Here is a 16,273-nt window from a genome sequence, read left to right as displayed (position 1 = left end):
GGGGACCTCTTCTGTTTCTCCGGGACTTCTCGTATGGTGGAAACTACTTTCCGAAAACAAAATGACCGCATTACCTGCTACCGGCAGGTAGGTGCGACCATCGGAGGGCGCCGCCAGGCAACCAGCCCGGGCGGCGTAGCAACGAAGCTCAGGGAAAGCAGAGGAACTCGGCCATGGCAACGGCGCCCAGCGTCTCGTACTCGATGACGGTCCGGCTGGAGGTTCCCGCGAGCGGAACCGCGGTCTCCCAGCTCACCACGGCGGTGGAGTCCCACGGCGGATCCGTCACCGGCCTCGACGTGACCGCCTCCGGCCACGAGAAGCTCCGCATCGACGTCACCATCGCCGCGACCTCCACGGCGCACGCCGACGAGATCGTCGAGCAGCTGCGGACGATCGAGGGCGTCGTCCTCGGCAAGGTCTCCGACCGTACGTTCCTGATGCACCTCGGCGGCAAGATCGAGATGGCGTCGAAGCACCCCATCCGCAACCGTGACGACCTGTCCATGATCTACACCCCGGGCGTCGCCCGCGTGTGCATGGCCATCGCCGAGAACCCCGAGGACGCGCGCCGCCTCACCATCAAGCGCAACTCCGTCGCGGTCGTCACCGACGGCTCCGCCGTCCTCGGCCTCGGCAACATCGGCCCGATGGCCTCACTGCCCGTCATGGAGGGCAAGGCCGCCCTGTTCAAGCGCTTCGCCGGCATCGACGCCTGGCCGATCTGCCTGGACACCCAGGACACCGACGAGATCGTCGCGATCGTCAAGGCCATCGCCCCCGGCTTCGCGGGCATCAACCTGGAGGACATCTCCGCGCCCCGCTGCTTCGAGATCGAGGCCCGGCTGCGCGAGGCCCTCGACATCCCCGTCTTCCACGACGACCAGCACGGCACCGCCATCGTCGTCCTCGCCGCCCTCACCAACGCGCTGCGCGTGGTCGGCAAGGGCATCGGCGACGTACGGGTCGTCATGTCCGGTGCCGGCGCGGCCGGTACGGCCATCCTGAAGCTGCTGATCGCGGCGGGCGTCAAGCACGCCGTCGTCGCCGACATCCACGGCGTCGTGCACGCGGACCGCACGGACCTGGTGGACGCCCCTGCGGACTCGCCGCTGCGCTGGATCGCCGACAACACCAACCCCGAGGGCGTCACCGGCACCCTCAAGCAGGCCGTCGTCGGCGCGGACGTCTTCATCGGCGTCTCGGCCCCGAACCTGCTCGGCGCGGAGGACGTCGCCGCCATGGCGGAGGGCGCCATCGTGTTCGCGCTCGCGAACCCCGACCCGGAGGTCGACCCGGCCGCCGCGCGCCAGACGGCCGCCGTCGTCGCCACCGGCCGCTCGGACTTCCCGAACCAGATCAACAACGTGCTGGTCTTCCCCGGCGTCTTCCGCGGCCTGCTCGACGCCCAGTCCCGTACCGTCAACACGGAGATGATGCTGGCGGCCGCCTCGGCCCTCGCCGACGTCGTCACCGAGGACGAGCTGAACCCGAACTACATCATCCCGTCCGTCTTCAACGACAAGGTCGCGGGCGCGGTCGCCGGCGCGGTGCGCACCGCGGCCAAGGCGGCGACCGCGGGCGGTGCCCCGAGCGGGCGCTGACGGCGCGTCGCGATTCGCGGAGCCGTAAACCCGCCTTTAGGGTGGCTTTTCGGCTCCGCGTGGCTTTCGCGGAGTCGGCGGGAGTCGACAGAACGTCACCACCACGGGGCTCTGGCGCTTTTCGTGTGACCCCAGGGGGTGCCGGATTGGCGTTCCCGCCGCTGGTGGGGGCAGGATGCGTGTTTGGGCGCGAGGGTCTGTCATTAGACCCGGGTCCGGGGACTGTCCGAAGGCCCTGGCAGCATCGGCTTCGCTGTACCCAATCGCGCGGCTTCCGCCGCGTGGCACGCCTCACAGGCAAGAAGAACACGGGAGTAACAACATGAACCGCAGTGAGCTGGTGGCCGCCCTGGCCGACCGCGCCGAGGTGACCCGCAAGGACGCCGACGCCGTGCTGGCCGCTCTCGCCGAGACCGTCGGTGAGGTCGTCGCCAAGGGTGACGAGAAGGTCACCATCCCTGGCTTCCTGACCTTCGAGCGCACCCACCGTGCCGCTCGCACCGCTCGCAACCCGCAGACCGGCGACCCGATCAACATCCCGGCCGGCTACAGCGTGAAGGTCTCCGCGGGCTCGAAGCTCAAGGAAGCCGCCAAGGGCAAGTAAGGCGGCCTGTAGGCGCAGAAAGGGCGGCCACCCTGTCAGGGGGTGGCCGCCCTTTCGTTCGCGCGTGTACGGGCCCGTGAGGGCCCGTGACGCCTTACACCAGTGCGCTGCCCGGCAGCTCGACCTTGGCGCCGAGCTCGACGAGCTTGTCCATGAAGTTCTCGTAGCCGCGGTTGATCAGGTCGATGCCGTGGACCCGCGAGGTGCCCTGGGCGGCGAGCGCCGCGATCAGGTACGAGAAGCCGCCGCGGAGGTCGGGGATGACCAGGTCGGCGCCCTGGAGCCTGGTCGGCCCGGAGACGACCGCCGAGTGCAGGAAGTTCCGCTGGCCGAAGCGGCAGTCGGAGCCGCCGAGGCACTCGCGGTACAGCTGGATGTGCGCGCCCATCTGGTTCAGCGCGGAGGTGAAGCCGAGCCGGGACTCGTACACCGTCTCGTGGACGATGGACAGGCCGGAGGCCTGGGTGAGCGCCACGACCAGCGGCTGCTGCCAGTCCGTCTGGAAGCCGGGGTGCACGTCCGTCTCCAGGTGGATCGCGTTGAGCGAGCCGCCCGGGTGCCAGAAGCGGATGCCCTCGTCGTCGATCTCGAAGGCGCCGCCGACCTTCCGGTACGTGTTGAGGAAGGTCATCATCGAGCGCTGCTGCGCGCCGCGCACGTAGATGTTGCCCTCGGTCGCCAGCGCCGCCGACGCCCAGGAGGCCGCCTCGAGGCGGTCCGAGAGCGCCCGGTGGGTGTAACCGTCGAGGCGGTCGACACCGGTGATCCGGATGGTCCGGTCGGTGTCCATGGAGATGATCGCGCCCATTTTCTGCAGGACGCAGATCAGGTCCTCGATCTCGGGCTCCACGGCCGCGTTCGACAGCTCGGTGACGCCCTCGGCGAGCACCGCCGTCAGCAGCACCTGCTCGGTCGAGCCGACCGACGGGTACGGGAGGCGGATCTTGCAGCCGCGAAGGCGCTGCGGGGCCTCCAGGTACTGTCCGCCCTCGCGCTTCTCGATGGTGGCGCCGAACTGGCGCAGCACGTCGAAGTGGAAGTCGATGGGCCGGCCGCCGATGTCGCAGCCGCCGAGGCCCGGGATGAAGGCGTGGCCGAGGCGGTGCAGCAGCGGGCCGCAGAAGAGGATCGGGATGCGGGACGAGCCGGCGTGGGCGTCGATGTCGGCGACGTTCGCGGACTCGACGTGCGTCGGATCGAGGACGAGCTCGCCGGGCTCCTCGCCCGGGCGGACCGTCACTCCGTGCAGCTGGAGCAGCCCGCGGACGACGCGGACGTCACGGATGTCGGGCACATTGCGCAGGCGGCTGGGGCCGCTGCCGAGCAGTGCGGCGACCATCGCCTTGGGCACGAGGTTCTTCGCGCCGCGGACGCGGATCTCGCCCTCCAGCGGGGTTCCGCCGTGGACAAGCAGGACATCGTCTGTGCCGGTCATGAATCTCGCGTTCCGGAGTGGGGTCGGTCGGGTGGCCAGAGAAAAGGGTAAGGGGCCATGAGACCCCGTTCGGGTGCCTCGGGGGGTCTGTCAGATGTAATGAATTCGGCACAACACCCTCTGTTCCCGTGATCTTGCGGACTGTCACCGTCCGCTTGCCCCGGCGGGGCGGTCCGGAGGCCTCGCACCCTCCCGTCCGACCTGCGGCTCAGGACCGCGACCCCCGCCGCCTTCCCCGCATGCCGTCCGACAACCCCCGCGAACGCCGAACATGCGGGATCATGTGTCGCATGACCGAGGTGTCCTCGCTCACAGGACGGCTACTCGTGGCCACCCCCGCGCTGGCGGACCCGAACTTCGACCGCGCGGTGGTCCTGCTGCTCGATCACGACGACGAGGGCTCGCTCGGCGTCGTCCTCAACCGGCCGACCCCCATCACCGTCTCGGACATCCTCGCCCCGTGGGCGGGGCTCGCCGGCGAACCCGGCGTCGTCTTCCAGGGCGGCCCCGTCTCCCTCGACGCCGCCCTCGGCGTCGCCGTCATCCCCGGCGACGAGGGCCCCCTCGGCTGGCGGCGGGTGTACGGGGCGATCGGCCTGGTCGACCTGGAGACCCCGCCCGAGCTGCTCGGCCCGGCGCTCGGCTCGCTCCGGATCTTCGCCGGATACGCGGGCTGGGGCCCCGGCCAGCTGGAGACCGAGCTCGGCGACGGAGCCTGGTACGTGGTCGAGTCCGAACCCGGCGACGTCTCCTCGCCGCACCCCGAGAGCCTCTGGCGCCAGGTGCTGCGCCGCCAGCGCGGCGAACTCGCGATGATCGCGACCTACCCGGACGACCCGTCCCTCAACTGAACCCCCGGCTTTCAGTACCCTTGGCGGTTATGAGCACTCTCGAGCCCGAGCGCGGGGCAGGTACGGGGACCCTCGTCGAGCCGACGCCGCAGGTGTCCCACGGTGACGGCGACCACGAGCGCTACGCCCATTACGTCCAGAAGGACAAGATCATGGCGAGCGCCCTCGACGGCACCCCCGTCGTCGCGCTGTGCGGGAAGGTCTGGGTACCGGGGCGCGACCCCAAGAAGTACCCGGTCTGCCCCATGTGCAAGGAGATCTACGACTCCATGGGCGCCGCTGGTGGCGACAAGGACAAGGGCGGCAAGGACAAGTAAGCGGGTCCTGACGCCGGGGACGGCCCCCGCTGTACGTACTTCGGTACGTACAGCGGGGGCCGTTCCGTTTCCCCCGGTTCCCTTTCCCCCGGTTCCCTGCGGCCGGGGCGGCGGGCGGCCGTTGCGCGGGGTGCTTTCGCCGGTCACGGAGTGGTTGAGGTGGTCGAGACCTCTTGTCGGCCCGCCGGAGCCGCGCCTAACCTCACGCGTGTTGTGCAGCACGAAACGCCCATTGCGCATACTGCAACACGCACTTCCGGAGGGGAGCCGTCATGAAGGTGCACGGCGCGGCCGTGACGACGATCCCGGTGCTCGTCCTCTTCGTACTCGTACAGCGCCGCCTGGTCTCCGGCCCCGGCGGGGCGGTGAAGGACTGACGCGATGACCTCGGACACCCCCGACCACGACCTCGTCCCGGACCACGACCTCATCCCGGCGCCCCTGTCGACCGGTCACCGGGGCACCGCCCCCGGGTACTTCGCGCTCGACGAGCGGACCACCCTCGACGCCGGCCCCGGCACCGGGACGACCGCGCGCTGGCTGCGGTCCGCACTGGGCCCCGCCACCGGACTGCCGCTCGCCGACGGCACCGGCCCGCACGCGATCCGGCTGCGGATCAGCGAGGAGGTGGAGCGGAGGTACGGCCCCGAGGGCTACCGCCTCTCCACCGAGACCGCGGACTCCGCCGTCCTCGTCGAGGGAGGCGGCCCCGCCGGCGTCTTCTGGGCCGCCCAGACCCTCCGCCAGCTCCTCGGCCCCGACGCGTACCGCAAGGCGCCCGTACGGAAGGACGGCGACTGGGAGCTGCCGTACACGACGATCGAGGACGCCCCCCGCTTCGGCTGGCGCGGCCTCCTCCTCGACGTCTCCCGGCACTTCACGCCCAAGGACGACGTCCTGCGCCACCTCGACCTGCTCGCCGCCCACAAGCTCAACGTCCTCCACTTCCACCTCACCGACGACCAGGGCTGGCGCATCGAGATCAAGCGCCACCCCCGGCTCACCGAGGCCGGTTCCTGGCGCTCCCGCACCAAGTGGGGACACCGGGCCTCACCCCTGTGGACCGAGACCCCGTACGGCGGCTTCTACACCCAGGACGACATACGCGAGATCGTCGCGTACGCCGCCGAACGCCACATCACCGTCATCCCCGAGATCGACCTCCCCGGCCACTCGCAGGCCGCGATCTCCGCCTACCCCGAACTCGGCAACACCGACGTCGTCGACACCGCCGCCCTCACCGTCTGGGACACCTGGGGCGTCAACCCGAACGTCCTCGCCCCCACCGAGACCGTCCTGCGCTTCTACGAGGGCGTCTTCGAGGAGGTCCTCGACCTCTTCCCGTCCACCTTCGTCCACGTCGGCGGCGACGAGTGCCCCAAGGACCAGTGGAAGGCCTCCCCGGCCGCCCAGGCCCGCATCAGAGAACTCGGCCTCGCCGACGAGGACGCGCTCCAGTCCTGGTTCATCCGCCACTTCGACCGCTGGCTCGCCGACCGCGGACGGCGTCTCATCGGCTGGGACGAGATCCTGGAGGGCGGCCTCGCGCCCGGCGCGGCCGTCTCGTCCTGGCGCGGCTACGGCGGCGGCATCGCCGCCGCCACCGCGGGCCACGACGTCGTCATGTGCCCGGAACAGCAGGTCTACCTCGACCACCGGCAGGCACCCGGCGAGGACGAACCGGTGCCCATCGGATTCGTCCGCACCCTGGAGGACGTCTACCGGTTCGAGCCCGTCCCGCCCGGCCTGCCCCCGGAAGCCGCCGCCCACATCCTGGGAACCCAGGCCAACGTCTGGACCGAGGTGATGGAGAACCGCGCCCGCGTCGACTACCAGGTCTTCCCCCGCCTCGCCGCCTTCGCCGAGGTCGCCTGGTCCGCGCTCCCCGCGCCGGACGCACGCGACTACGCCGGCTTCGAGCGCCGCATGAGCACCCACTACCGGCGCCTCGACGCCCTCGGCGTCGACTACCGCCCGCCCGCCGGCCCCCGCCCCTGGCAGCAGCGCCCCGGCATCCTCGGCCGCCCGATCGAGGGGGCGCCCCCGAACGTGTGAGGGCCCCGCCGTCGACGCCGGGGAGCCCTGACGTCGAACGTGTGAGAGACGCGACGTCCCCCCGTCACCCAAGAGCGGCGAAACGGAAGTTACCGTCGCTCCAGGGGCGTCCGGGACGGAACAGTCCTTCGCGGACCCTCGCGCCGGACGGCTCGGAAGATGTGCCAGAGTTGCCACGTCCGGCGTGTGAGCACGTACGGTACGCCCACACGCAGGCGCGACAGCAGACGTGACAGCAGGCGCGACGGCCGGGCACAGTCGGGGACCACCGGGACACCGGGAAGGGGCAGCGGGTTGACCACGCACGCACCACAGACGGCGCAGTCCGTGACGCTGCCCGCCTCGCTCGACGAGGCCGTGGCAGCGCTCACGGCCATGCCGGCCGCCGTGCCCGTCGCCGGTGGCACCGACCTGATGGCCGCCGTGAACCGGGGGCAGCTCCGCCCCGCCGGCCTCGTCGGCCTCGGCCGCATCAACGAGATCCGCGGCTGGCAGTACCAGGACGGCCACGCCCTCCTCGGCGCCGGCCTCACCCACGCCCGGATGGGCCGCCCCGACTTCGCCGCCCTCATCCCGGCCCTCGCCGCCGCCTCCCGCGCCGCCGGACCGCCCCAGATCCGCAACGCGGGCACCCTCGGCGGCAACGTCGTCACCGCCGCGCCCACCGGCGACTCGCTGCCCGTCCTCGCCGCCCTGGAGGCCGACCTCGTCGTCCTCGGGCCGCTCGGCAGCCGCGAGATCCCCGTCTCCCACCTGCTCGCGGGCCGCGACCTCCTCGCCCCCGGCGAACTCGTCGCCTTCGTCCGCGTCCCCCTGCTCCACGCACCCCAGGTCTTCGTCAAGGCCACCGGCCGCACCGGCCCGGCCCGCGCCACCGCCTCCGTCGCCGTCGTCCTCGACCCGGCCCGGCGCGGCGTGCGCTGCGCGGTCGGCGCCGTCGCCCCGATGCCGCTGCGCCCGCTGGAGGCCGAACGCTGGATCGCCTCCCTCGTCGACTGGGACAACGACCGGGGCCTCGCCCCCGAGGCACTGGCGGCCTTCGGCGAGTACGTCGCCGCCGCCTGCATCCCTGACCCGCCGGGCGACGAACAGCCGGCCCCCGGCGTACTGCACCTGCGGCGCACCGTCGCCGCGCTGGCCCGACGCGCTCTGGGGAGGGCACTGTCGTGAGCACCGACGACCACACCACGGGCCAGGGCGGCTACCCGGGCGGCTGGGAGCCGATCCCGCAGAGCGAGGGGTACGACGGCGACGCCACCGCGTTCGTCCAACTGCCCCCCGACTTCATGCTCGACGGCGTCCCCCTGGAAGCGCCCGGCCACGGCTACGTACCGCCGATGATCACCCCGCTCCAGCCGCTCACCCCGGCCGCCACCGACCCGGCCGCCACCGGCACCTGGAACGTGCACCTCCCGACCGAGGCCGAGCAGACCCAGTACTTCGACCGGCCCGAGTACCCGGGACGGCCGGGCTACGACGGGCAGCCGGAGTACGCGGGCCCCGACCAGTACGCCGGGCCGGTCGAGTACCCCGCGTCGGTCGAGTACGACGGACGGCCCGAGTACGGCGGCCAGGGCGAGTACGGCGGGCAGGGCGAGTTCGGCGGCCAGGGCCGGTACGACGGCCAGGGCGAGCACGGCGGGCACGGCGGGCAGATCGGTCACGCCGAGTACGCCGAGTACGCCGACCAGGACCCGCACGCGACGGCCGAGTGGCGCTTCGGCGAGGTCGGCGCGCCCGCCGCCGACTCCGGCTCCACGGGCCAGTGGGAGATCCCCGTCGTGCCGGAGGCGGCTGCGGCGGCCGAGCACACCGGGGCCGCCTCGGCCGCTTCGTACGCCGAGGCACCGGCGACCCTTCCCGGCGGCGCCCCGGCGCCCTGGGCGCTTCCGGAGCAGCCGGCGGCGGCGACCGCTGCCGACGAGCCCGAGGCCGAGGTCGAGGACGGCACCGAGGACGCGGAGGGCACGGCCGCCGCGGAGTCGGCGCCTCAGGACGAGGCCCGCGACGAGGCTCAGGCCGGCGATTCCGACGCCCCGGGCACCCCGGGTATCCCGGACGCTCCGGACGGGGCCGGCGGCACGGCCGGACCCGACGGGGCCGACGTACCCGACGAGGCCGCCGCACTTGACGCATCCGGCGCATCCGGCGCGTCCGCCGCCTCCGACGAGCACGGTGGCGGCCCGGCCGCGGCATTCACCCCGGCCTCCGCTCCCGCTCCCGTTTCCGTCCCCGTTCCGAGCGCCTACGCGTCCACGGACAGCGACGAGCACCCCCACACCTCGTACACCCTCCGGGTCAACGGCGCCGACCGGCCCGTCACCGGGTCGTGGATCGGCGAGTCCCTCCTCTACGTGCTGCGCGAGCGGCTCGGCCTGGCCGGGGCGAAGGACGGCTGCTCGCAGGGCGAGTGCGGCGCGTGCAACGTGCAGGTCGACGGCCGGCTGGTCGCCTCGTGCCTGGTGCCCGCGGCGACCGCCGCCGGGAGCGAGGTGCGGACCGTCGAAGGCCTCGCGGTCGACGGCGAGCCGTCCGACGTGCAGCGCGCGATGTCCCGGTGCGGCACGGTCCAGTGCGGCTTCTGCATCCCCGGCATGTGCATGACCGTGCATGACCTCCTGGAGGGCAACCACGCCCCCACGGAGCTGGAGACGCGCCAGGCCCTCGCCGGCAACCTGTGCCGCTGCTCCGGCTACCGGGGCGTGCTCGAAGCCGTACGGGACGTCGTCGCCGAGCGCGAGGCGAGCGCCGCGGCCACCGCGGCCGACACCTCGGACGAGATCCGCGTCCCGCACCAGATCCCCCACCCGCACGACGGAGGCATGGCGTGAGCAGCGACGGGACCACCGCGATCCCCACGCTCCCGGTCCTGGACGCTCCCGGGGCCCCGGCCCAGGAGCCGGCCGCGCACGGCCTCGGCACCTCGCTCCCGCAGGCCGAGGCACGCGCGAAGACCGAGGGCACCTTCCCGTACGCCTCCGACCTGTGGGCCGAAGGCCTGCTCTGGGCGGCGATCCTGCGGTCCCCGCACCCGCACGCGCGGATCGTCTCCGTCGACACCACGGCCGCCGCCGCCATGCCGGGCGTACGGGCCGTCGTCACGGCCGCCGACGTGCCCGGCGCGGCGACCTACGGCCGGCGGGTCGCCGACCGGCCCGTCTTCGCCTCCGACCTCGTCCGGCACCACGGCGAGGCCATCGCCGCCGTCGCCGCCGACCACCCCGACACGGCCCGGCTCGCGGCCGCCGCGATCAGCGTCGAGTACGAGGTCCTCGACCCGGTGACCGACCCCGAGAAGGCGTTCGCGGCGGACGCGCTGCACCCCGACGGGAACCTCATCCGGCACATCCCGCTGCGCTTCGGCGACCCCGACGCCACCGGCGAGGTCGTCGTCGAGGGCCTGTACCGGATCGGACGCCAGGACCCGGCACCGATCGGCGCCGAGGCCGGCCTCGCCGTGCCCCGCCCCGACGGAGGCGTCGAGCTCTACACCGCCTCGACCGACCCGCACACCGACCGCGACCTGGCCGCCGCCTGCTTCGGGCTGCCGCCCGAGCAGGTCAAGCTGGTCGTCACCGGCGTCCCCGGCGCCACCGGCGACCGCGAGGACCCGGGCTTCCAGATCCCGCTGGGCCTGCTCGCCCTGCGAACCGGCTGCCCGGTCAAACTCACCGCCACGCGCGAGGAGTCCTTCCTCGGCCACGCCCACCGCCACCCCACCCTGCTGCGCTACCGGCACCACGCGGACGCCGAGGGACGCCTGGTGAAGGTGGAGGCGCAGATCCTGCTCGACGCGGGCGCGTACGCCGACTCGTCGTCCGAGTCGCTCGCGGCGGCCGTCGCCTTCGCCTGCGGCCCGTACGTCGTCCCGCACGCCTTCGTCGAGGGCTGGGCGGTCCGCACCAACAACCCGCCGTCCGGCCACGTCCGCGGCGAGGGCGCGATGCAGGTGTGCGCCGCCTACGAGGCCCAGATGGACAAACTCGCGGCCAAACTGGGCGTGGACCCGGCCGAGCTGCGCATGCGGAACGTCATCGCGACCGGCGACATCCTGCCCACCGGTCAGACCGTCACCTGCCCGGCCCCCGTGGCCGAACTCCTCGCCGCCGTACGCGACTTCCCGCTCCCCGCGCTGCCCAAGGACACCCCCGAGGGCGACTGGCTGCTGCCCGGCGGCCCCGAGGGCGCGGGTGAACCCGGCGCGGTGCGACGGGGCGTGGGCTACGCCCTCGGCATGGTGCACATGCTGGGCGCGGAGGGCACCGACGAGGTCTCCACCGCGACCGTGCGCGTCATGGACGGGGTCGCCACCGTCATCTGCTCGGCCGTCGACACGGGTTCGGGCTTCTCCACCCTCGCCCGCCAGATCGTCCAGGAGACCCTCGGCATCGACGAGGTCCACGTCGCCCCTGTCGACACCGACCAGCCGCCGGCCGGCCCCGCCGCCCACGGCCGCCACACCTGGGTCTCCGGCGGCGCCGTGGAGCGGGCCGCCAAGATGGTCCGCACCCAGCTCCTCCAGCCGCTGGCCCACAAGTTCGGCATGTCGACCGAGCTCCTCCAGATCACCGACGGCAAGATCACCTCCTACGACGGCGTCCTCTCGACGACCGTCACCGAGGCCCTGGACGGCAAGGAACTCTGGGCCACCGCCCAGTGCCGCCCCCACCCCACCGAGCCCCTCGACGACGCCGGCCAGGGCGACGCCTTCGTCGGCCTCGCCTTCTGCGCGATCCGCGCCGTCGTCGACGTCGACATCGAACTCGGCGCCGTACGCGTCGTGGAGATGGCCGTCGCCCAGGACGTCGGCCGCATCCTCAACCCCGCCCAGCTCGCCGTACGCATCGAAGCCGGCGTCACCCAGGGCGTCGGCGCGGCCCTCACCGAGAACCTCCGCACCGCCCGCGGCATCGTCCGCCACCCCGACTTCACCGGCTACGCACTCCCGACATCCCTGGACGCCCCGGACATTCGCATCGTGAAACTCGTCGAAGAACGCGACGTCGTCGCCCCCTTCGGCGCCAAAGCCGCCAGCGCCATCCCCGTCGTCACCTCACCCGCCGCAGTCGCCTCAGCCGTACGCGCCGCAACCGGCCGCCCCGTCAACCGCCTCCCCATCCGCCCCCAGGCCGCCGTCGCCGTGCCCAATTCGTGACCGTCCGATATCCGTTGCTTGTGCAACCGGGAGATGCGCACTGTCGTCGTTCCTGGCTACAGTGAACTTCTAGACTCGGCAGTAACGGCACAGGTGTTCACACGGGGGAGGGACGCGGGCATGCAAGCTCCGATGGATGGTCTGGCGGCCGGGATGCGGACGCAGGCCGTCAAGTACAGCGCCGATTCGATCAACGAGTTCAAGATCGATGTCGACAAGCTCATCGACTCGCTCGACGACACGATGAAGGTGACGGCCGATCCGAACGGCACCGTGTCCGCGGTCGACCGGAGCAAGTTCGGTGGTGGCGGCGCCGCCTGGGCCGAGGCGCAGAGCGCCTACGCCTCGTACTCCAAGGTGCGCCAGAGCCTCGTGGACCTGTCCAAGCTCCTCAAGGACTGTCTGGAAGGGCTCGGCATCGCGGTCGTCGCCTCCCAGGACGGCATCGAGACGATGGACGAGGACATCAAGCTGAAGATGCGCGGCATCTACGACCGCACCAAGGACGCGCACGACAAGTCCGAGCAGCAGAAGACGAACCAGGGCAACCCGCCGGCCGACGGCAGCGAGGGCACGTCAGGCGGCGGCACCTTCCAGTAAGGCGCGGCCGACACATCGGGGACACGGGGAAGAGGCGAAAGATGATTCCGGCAGACGGCGGTGACGGCGGCGGAGGCGTCGGCGGAACCAATTTCCGCGACATGAGCCACCAGCAGATGCTGGAGTGGCTGAACGAGGCCAGCACCTTCTACGTCGGCGACGCGGCCGGCGTGCTGCGCTCGACCGGCACGCGGCTCACCGAGATCGCCGATCGACTCGTCACGCGCATGAAGGAGATGGACTGGGAGGGTGAGGCGGAGAAGGCGTTCTCCGAGTGGACCCTCTCGGTGGCCACGTCCACCTCCGACCTCGGCACGTACAGCACCGACGGCGCGTACTGGATGGAAGGCAACGCCGCGGCCATCGCCGCCGCCGCCAGCGCCATCCCCCGGTACGTCTCGTACGAGAGCGCCAAGGCCAACCTGGAAGCCGCGATCAAGTACCACAACGATCCGGACTCGCAGACGATCGCCCGCGAGGCGAGGACGGCCAGCGAGGAACTCGCGACCATCGAGGGCAAGCAGCGCGCCAACCAGCAGGCCGCCGCGGCCGAGATGGAGCGCCTCTCCGCCACGTACCAGTGGTCCAGCACGCAGATGTCCGGCATGCAGCCGCCGACGTTCCCGCCGCCGCCGGGGGCGTTCGTTCCGGACGCCAAGAACCGCTACGGGGGCGATTCCGAGTACATCGGCTCCTACCCCCAGAGCGACAGCCGCTCCACGGGCTCGGACTCGGGCACGACGCAGAACACCCGGTCGCAGCCGGACACGCGCACCACGCCCGACTCGAACGTCGTCACGCCCACCGGGGATTCGACCGGGCCGACGCATGTCATCCGGCCGGAGGTGCGCCCCGACGTCCCGGTGGACCTCGGCATCGACAGCGTGGAGACCCTGCCGACGCCGACCACGACCGGACCGCAGACGCCGAACCCGGTCGGTCAGCCGCCGATCGCCAAGCCGGACGCGGTCACGCCGCCGTTCGTCACGACCACGGGCATCCCTCCGCTCACCCCGAGGGGCGGCCCCGGACCGTTGGGTCCCACCTCGCCCATCACCGGAGGCACCGGCAACCCCCGCAACCCGGCGACCGGCGGCCTCCGCTCCGGCCTCGGCATGCCCCGCGAGGGCATCAGCGGTGGCCGTCAGGTCCCCCACACCACGGGCCGCCCGGCGACCGGCATCCCGCGCGGCACCGTGATCGGCAACGAGCCCGGCGGGCGCAACGGAACCGGCATGGGCCGCGGCCCCATGGGCGGCGGCCACGGCATGGGCGGCCCCATGGGCGGCGCGGCCGGCCAGAACGGCATCAGCGGCGGCCGCCGCCTCGCCGGCGAGACCGGCGGCGTCGTCGGCGGCAAGGCACAGCGTGCCGGTGGTGCCGGTGGCGCCCGTCCCTTCACCCAGGGCGGCTCCGGCCTCGTGCGGGGCGCCACCCCGCAGACCGGCGACCGCGAGGAGCAGAACGGAGAACGTCCCGACTACCTGGTCGAGGACGAGGAGACCTGGCAGCAGGGCAACCGCCGCGTGGCCCCGCCCGTCATCGACTGATCAGCGCGAGGAAGCAGATGCGTACCAGCAGTATTCGTCGGAGCCGTGCCCGAGTCACCGCCTCGGCCGCCTTGGGGATGCTGCTGGTGGGCATCGCTTCCGTTCCCGCCCACGCGGAGGGCATCCGGGACCGGCAGTGGCACCTGGACGCCTTCGGTGCCGAGGAGATCTGGCAGCTCAGCACGGGCAAGGGTGTCACCGTCGCGGTCATCGACACCGGGGTGGAGAAGAGCAATCCGGACCTTCGGGGCCAGGTGCTCCAGGGCAAGGACTTCGCGCCGGAGGTCTCGGGCGACCAGTTCACCGACTACGACGGTCACGGCACGGGGATGGCCGGCCTGATCGCCGGTACCGGGGCGCGAGACGGCGGGAACGGCGCCTATGGTCTGGCGCCGGGCGCCAAGATCCTTCCGGTACGTGTTCCCGGACTCCGGGACGACGACAACGGCAACATGGCGGAGAGCGACGAGCAGTTCAACCGCGTCGTCCCCCAGGCGATCAGGTACGCGGCCGACTCCGGTGCTCAGGTCATCAACCTCTCCCTGGGAGCCACCACGGGCTCGCAGGCACTCACCGACGCGGTGAAGTACGCGCTGGGCAAGGGCTCTCTCGTCTTCGCCGCCGTCGGGAACAGCGGCGAGAAGAGCAATCTGACCGCGTACCCGGGCGCGACCCCCGGCGCTGTCGGTGTCGGCGCCGTCGACAACAAGGGCAAGCGCATCCCCATGTCCCAGTACGGCGACCAGGTGGACGTCGTCGCCCCGGGCAAGGACACCGTGCACGCCTGCGGCGGCGGAACCGGCCTCTGCAAGTCCAGCGGTACCAGTGACGCCACCGCACTCGCCTCCGCCTCCGCCGCGCTGCTCTGGTCGAAGCACCCGGAGTGGACCAACAACCAGGTCCTGAAGGTCATGCTGAACACCATCGCCGCGCCCACCGGCGGCGAGAAGCGCAGCGACTACGTCGGTTTCGGCGCGCTGCGCCCCCTCCGGACGCTGAAGACGCCCGGAGACCCCGGCCCGGCCGACGTGCGGCCCATCGACGACCTGACCGAGGCGGCGCCGAGCGCGACGGCGACGCCGTCCGAGATCGGCGACCTGCCTTCTGCGGACCCGGCTCCGGCGGAGTCGTCCGCGGCGCCGGCGCCCGGCCCCGTCGCGAGTGAGGAAGGCGGGAACACCGGCCTGTGGATCGGCCTCGGTATCGGTGCGGCCGTACTGATCGGTGCCGCTGTCGCGGTGCCCGTACTGCGGTCGCGGCGGGGATGAGCGGACGGAATGGCCACGGGGCGGCGATCCGCGCACGGGGCGTCTGGGCTGGGCTTGTGGCGCTCGGCCTGACCGTGACGGCGTGTTCCTCCGGGAGTGACGAGGAGGCGGCCCACGGGCAGTCGGTCTCCGAGGTCTGCGGTGGATTCGCGGCGGAGCCCGTCGAGGCTTCGGCGCTCGGCGCGATCGCGGGGAAGGACGCCCGGCTGACGAGTGGCGGGTCCGAGCCCGACAGGGTCGTGAGCGAGCTGAGGAAGGCCGCGCGGACGCCGCAGAGCGGGAAGCAGCGGATGAAGGGCGTCCCGTTCTGCGTGCTGGAGACGGCGGGGAACGAGAGGAACGTCCTGAGCATCACGGTCCGGGAGGCCCTCGCCGTCCCCGGGAACGAGGGCGTGAAGGAACTCGCGACGTTCTACTCCACCGGCCGGCGGGCGTCCTCGTCCGACCTCTTCGCGTCGATCTACTTCAGGTGCCGACTGGCGGCGCCGGCCCACGAGATCGTCCTCGACGCCGAGTTGGAGCGGGCGGACGAGAACGAGGCGGATCACGCGGGGATCAGGGACGAGCAGATCACCCTGGCGAACGCGGCGGCGCGGCATGTCGCCGCGCGGCTGGGGTGTGCGGACACGGGGCTGGTCGACGGTGTGCCGGGGAAGGCGCGGCCGTGAGGCGACCGCGCCGGTGACCTGCACCCCGTCGACGGGCATCGCCGGTGACCTGCACCCCGTCGACGGGCATCGCCGGTGACCTGCACCCCGTCGACGGGCATCGCCGGTGACCTGCACCCCGTCGACGGGCATCGCCGGTGACCTGCACCCCGTCGACGGGCATCGC

13 protein-coding genes are annotated in these 16,273 nt (G+C 72.4%); 12 read left to right on the top strand and 1 reads right to left on the bottom strand.

Translation table 11 applies throughout. The features are described from left to right. Positions 1-173: 173 nt before the first annotated feature. Both MRBLMG1_RS17065 and MRBLMG1_RS17060 read left to right on the top strand, forming a co-directional pair. Positions 174-1,604, top strand: coding sequence for an NAD-dependent malic enzyme (locus tag MRBLMG1_RS17065; RefSeq protein WP_367824871.1), 1,431 nt, complete (start codon positions 174-176; stop codon positions 1,602-1,604). Between the two features lie 322 nt (positions 1,605-1,926). After that, positions 1,927-2,208, top strand: a complete 282-nt coding sequence (locus MRBLMG1_RS17060) for an HU family DNA-binding protein (RefSeq protein ID WP_017237029.1) — start codon at positions 1,927-1,929, stop codon at positions 2,206-2,208. A gap of 94 nt (positions 2,209-2,302) precedes the next feature. Here MRBLMG1_RS17060 and murA read toward each other — a convergent pair whose 3' ends face one another. Then, entirely contained in the window at positions 2,303-3,643 is a 1,341-nt protein-coding gene (murA, locus tag MRBLMG1_RS17055; RefSeq protein ID WP_367824870.1) for a UDP-N-acetylglucosamine 1-carboxyvinyltransferase, read from the bottom strand. Positions 3,644-3,933: 290 nt separating this feature from the next. Between murA and MRBLMG1_RS17050 the strand changes: the two genes are divergently transcribed. The 10 genes from MRBLMG1_RS17050 (at position 3,934) to MRBLMG1_RS17000 (ending at position 16,107) form a co-directional block, all read left to right on the top strand. Continuing rightward, on the top strand, positions 3,934-4,494 hold the full coding sequence (locus MRBLMG1_RS17050; RefSeq protein WP_367824869.1) for a YqgE/AlgH family protein: 561 nt from the start codon (positions 3,934-3,936) through the stop codon (positions 4,492-4,494). 29 nt (positions 4,495-4,523) lie between these two features. Beyond that, on the top strand, positions 4,524-4,811 hold the full coding sequence (locus tag MRBLMG1_RS17045) for a DUF3039 domain-containing protein (protein WP_367824868.1): 288 nt from the start codon (positions 4,524-4,526) through the stop codon (positions 4,809-4,811). A 381-nt stretch (positions 4,812-5,192) separates the two neighbouring features. Continuing rightward, entirely contained in the window at positions 5,193-6,866 is a 1,674-nt protein-coding gene (locus MRBLMG1_RS17035) for a beta-N-acetylhexosaminidase (protein ID WP_367824867.1), read from the top strand. Positions 6,867-7,160: 294 nt separating this feature from the next. Beyond that, entirely contained in the window at positions 7,161-8,036 is an 876-nt protein-coding gene (locus tag MRBLMG1_RS17030; RefSeq protein ID WP_367824866.1) for an FAD binding domain-containing protein, read from the top strand. Beyond that, positions 8,033-9,697: a (2Fe-2S)-binding protein gene (locus MRBLMG1_RS17025; protein ID WP_367824865.1), complete on the top strand. Its 1,665-nt coding sequence runs from the start codon at positions 8,033-8,035 to the stop codon at positions 9,695-9,697. Before MRBLMG1_RS17030 ends, MRBLMG1_RS17025 begins: the two co-directional genes overlap by 4 nt. Further along, positions 9,694-12,021 carry a xanthine dehydrogenase family protein molybdopterin-binding subunit gene (locus tag MRBLMG1_RS17020; RefSeq protein WP_414721595.1) on the top strand — a complete coding sequence of 776 codons (2,328 nt, stop codon included), beginning with the start codon at positions 9,694-9,696 and terminating at the stop codon, positions 12,019-12,021. Before MRBLMG1_RS17025 ends, MRBLMG1_RS17020 begins: the two co-directional genes overlap by 4 nt. A gap of 120 nt (positions 12,022-12,141) precedes the next feature. Further along, positions 12,142-12,621, top strand: coding sequence for a hypothetical protein (locus tag MRBLMG1_RS17015; protein WP_367824864.1), 480 nt, complete (start codon positions 12,142-12,144; stop codon positions 12,619-12,621). Positions 12,622-12,662: 41 nt separating this feature from the next. Beyond that, on the top strand, positions 12,663-14,171 hold the full coding sequence (locus tag MRBLMG1_RS17010; RefSeq protein ID WP_367824863.1) for a hypothetical protein: 1,509 nt from the start codon (positions 12,663-12,665) through the stop codon (positions 14,169-14,171). A 17-nt stretch (positions 14,172-14,188) separates the two neighbouring features. Further along, positions 14,189-15,439, top strand: coding sequence for a type VII secretion-associated serine protease mycosin (gene mycP / locus MRBLMG1_RS17005; protein WP_367824862.1), 1,251 nt, complete (start codon positions 14,189-14,191; stop codon positions 15,437-15,439). 56 nt (positions 15,440-15,495) lie between these two features. Then, positions 15,496-16,107 (top strand): hypothetical protein, encoded by a 612-nt coding sequence (locus tag MRBLMG1_RS17000; protein ID WP_367824861.1) that lies wholly within the window; start codon positions 15,496-15,498, stop codon positions 16,105-16,107. Positions 16,108-16,273: the final 166 nt, after the last annotated feature.

The organism is Streptomyces sp. LMG1-1-1.1 (genome assembly GCF_040815545.1).
In the GTDB taxonomy this organism is placed as follows: domain Bacteria; phylum Actinomycetota; class Actinomycetes; order Streptomycetales; family Streptomycetaceae; genus Streptomyces.
Note: the sequence above shows the minus strand (reverse complement) of the source record. Positions and strands in the feature narration are given on the sequence as shown.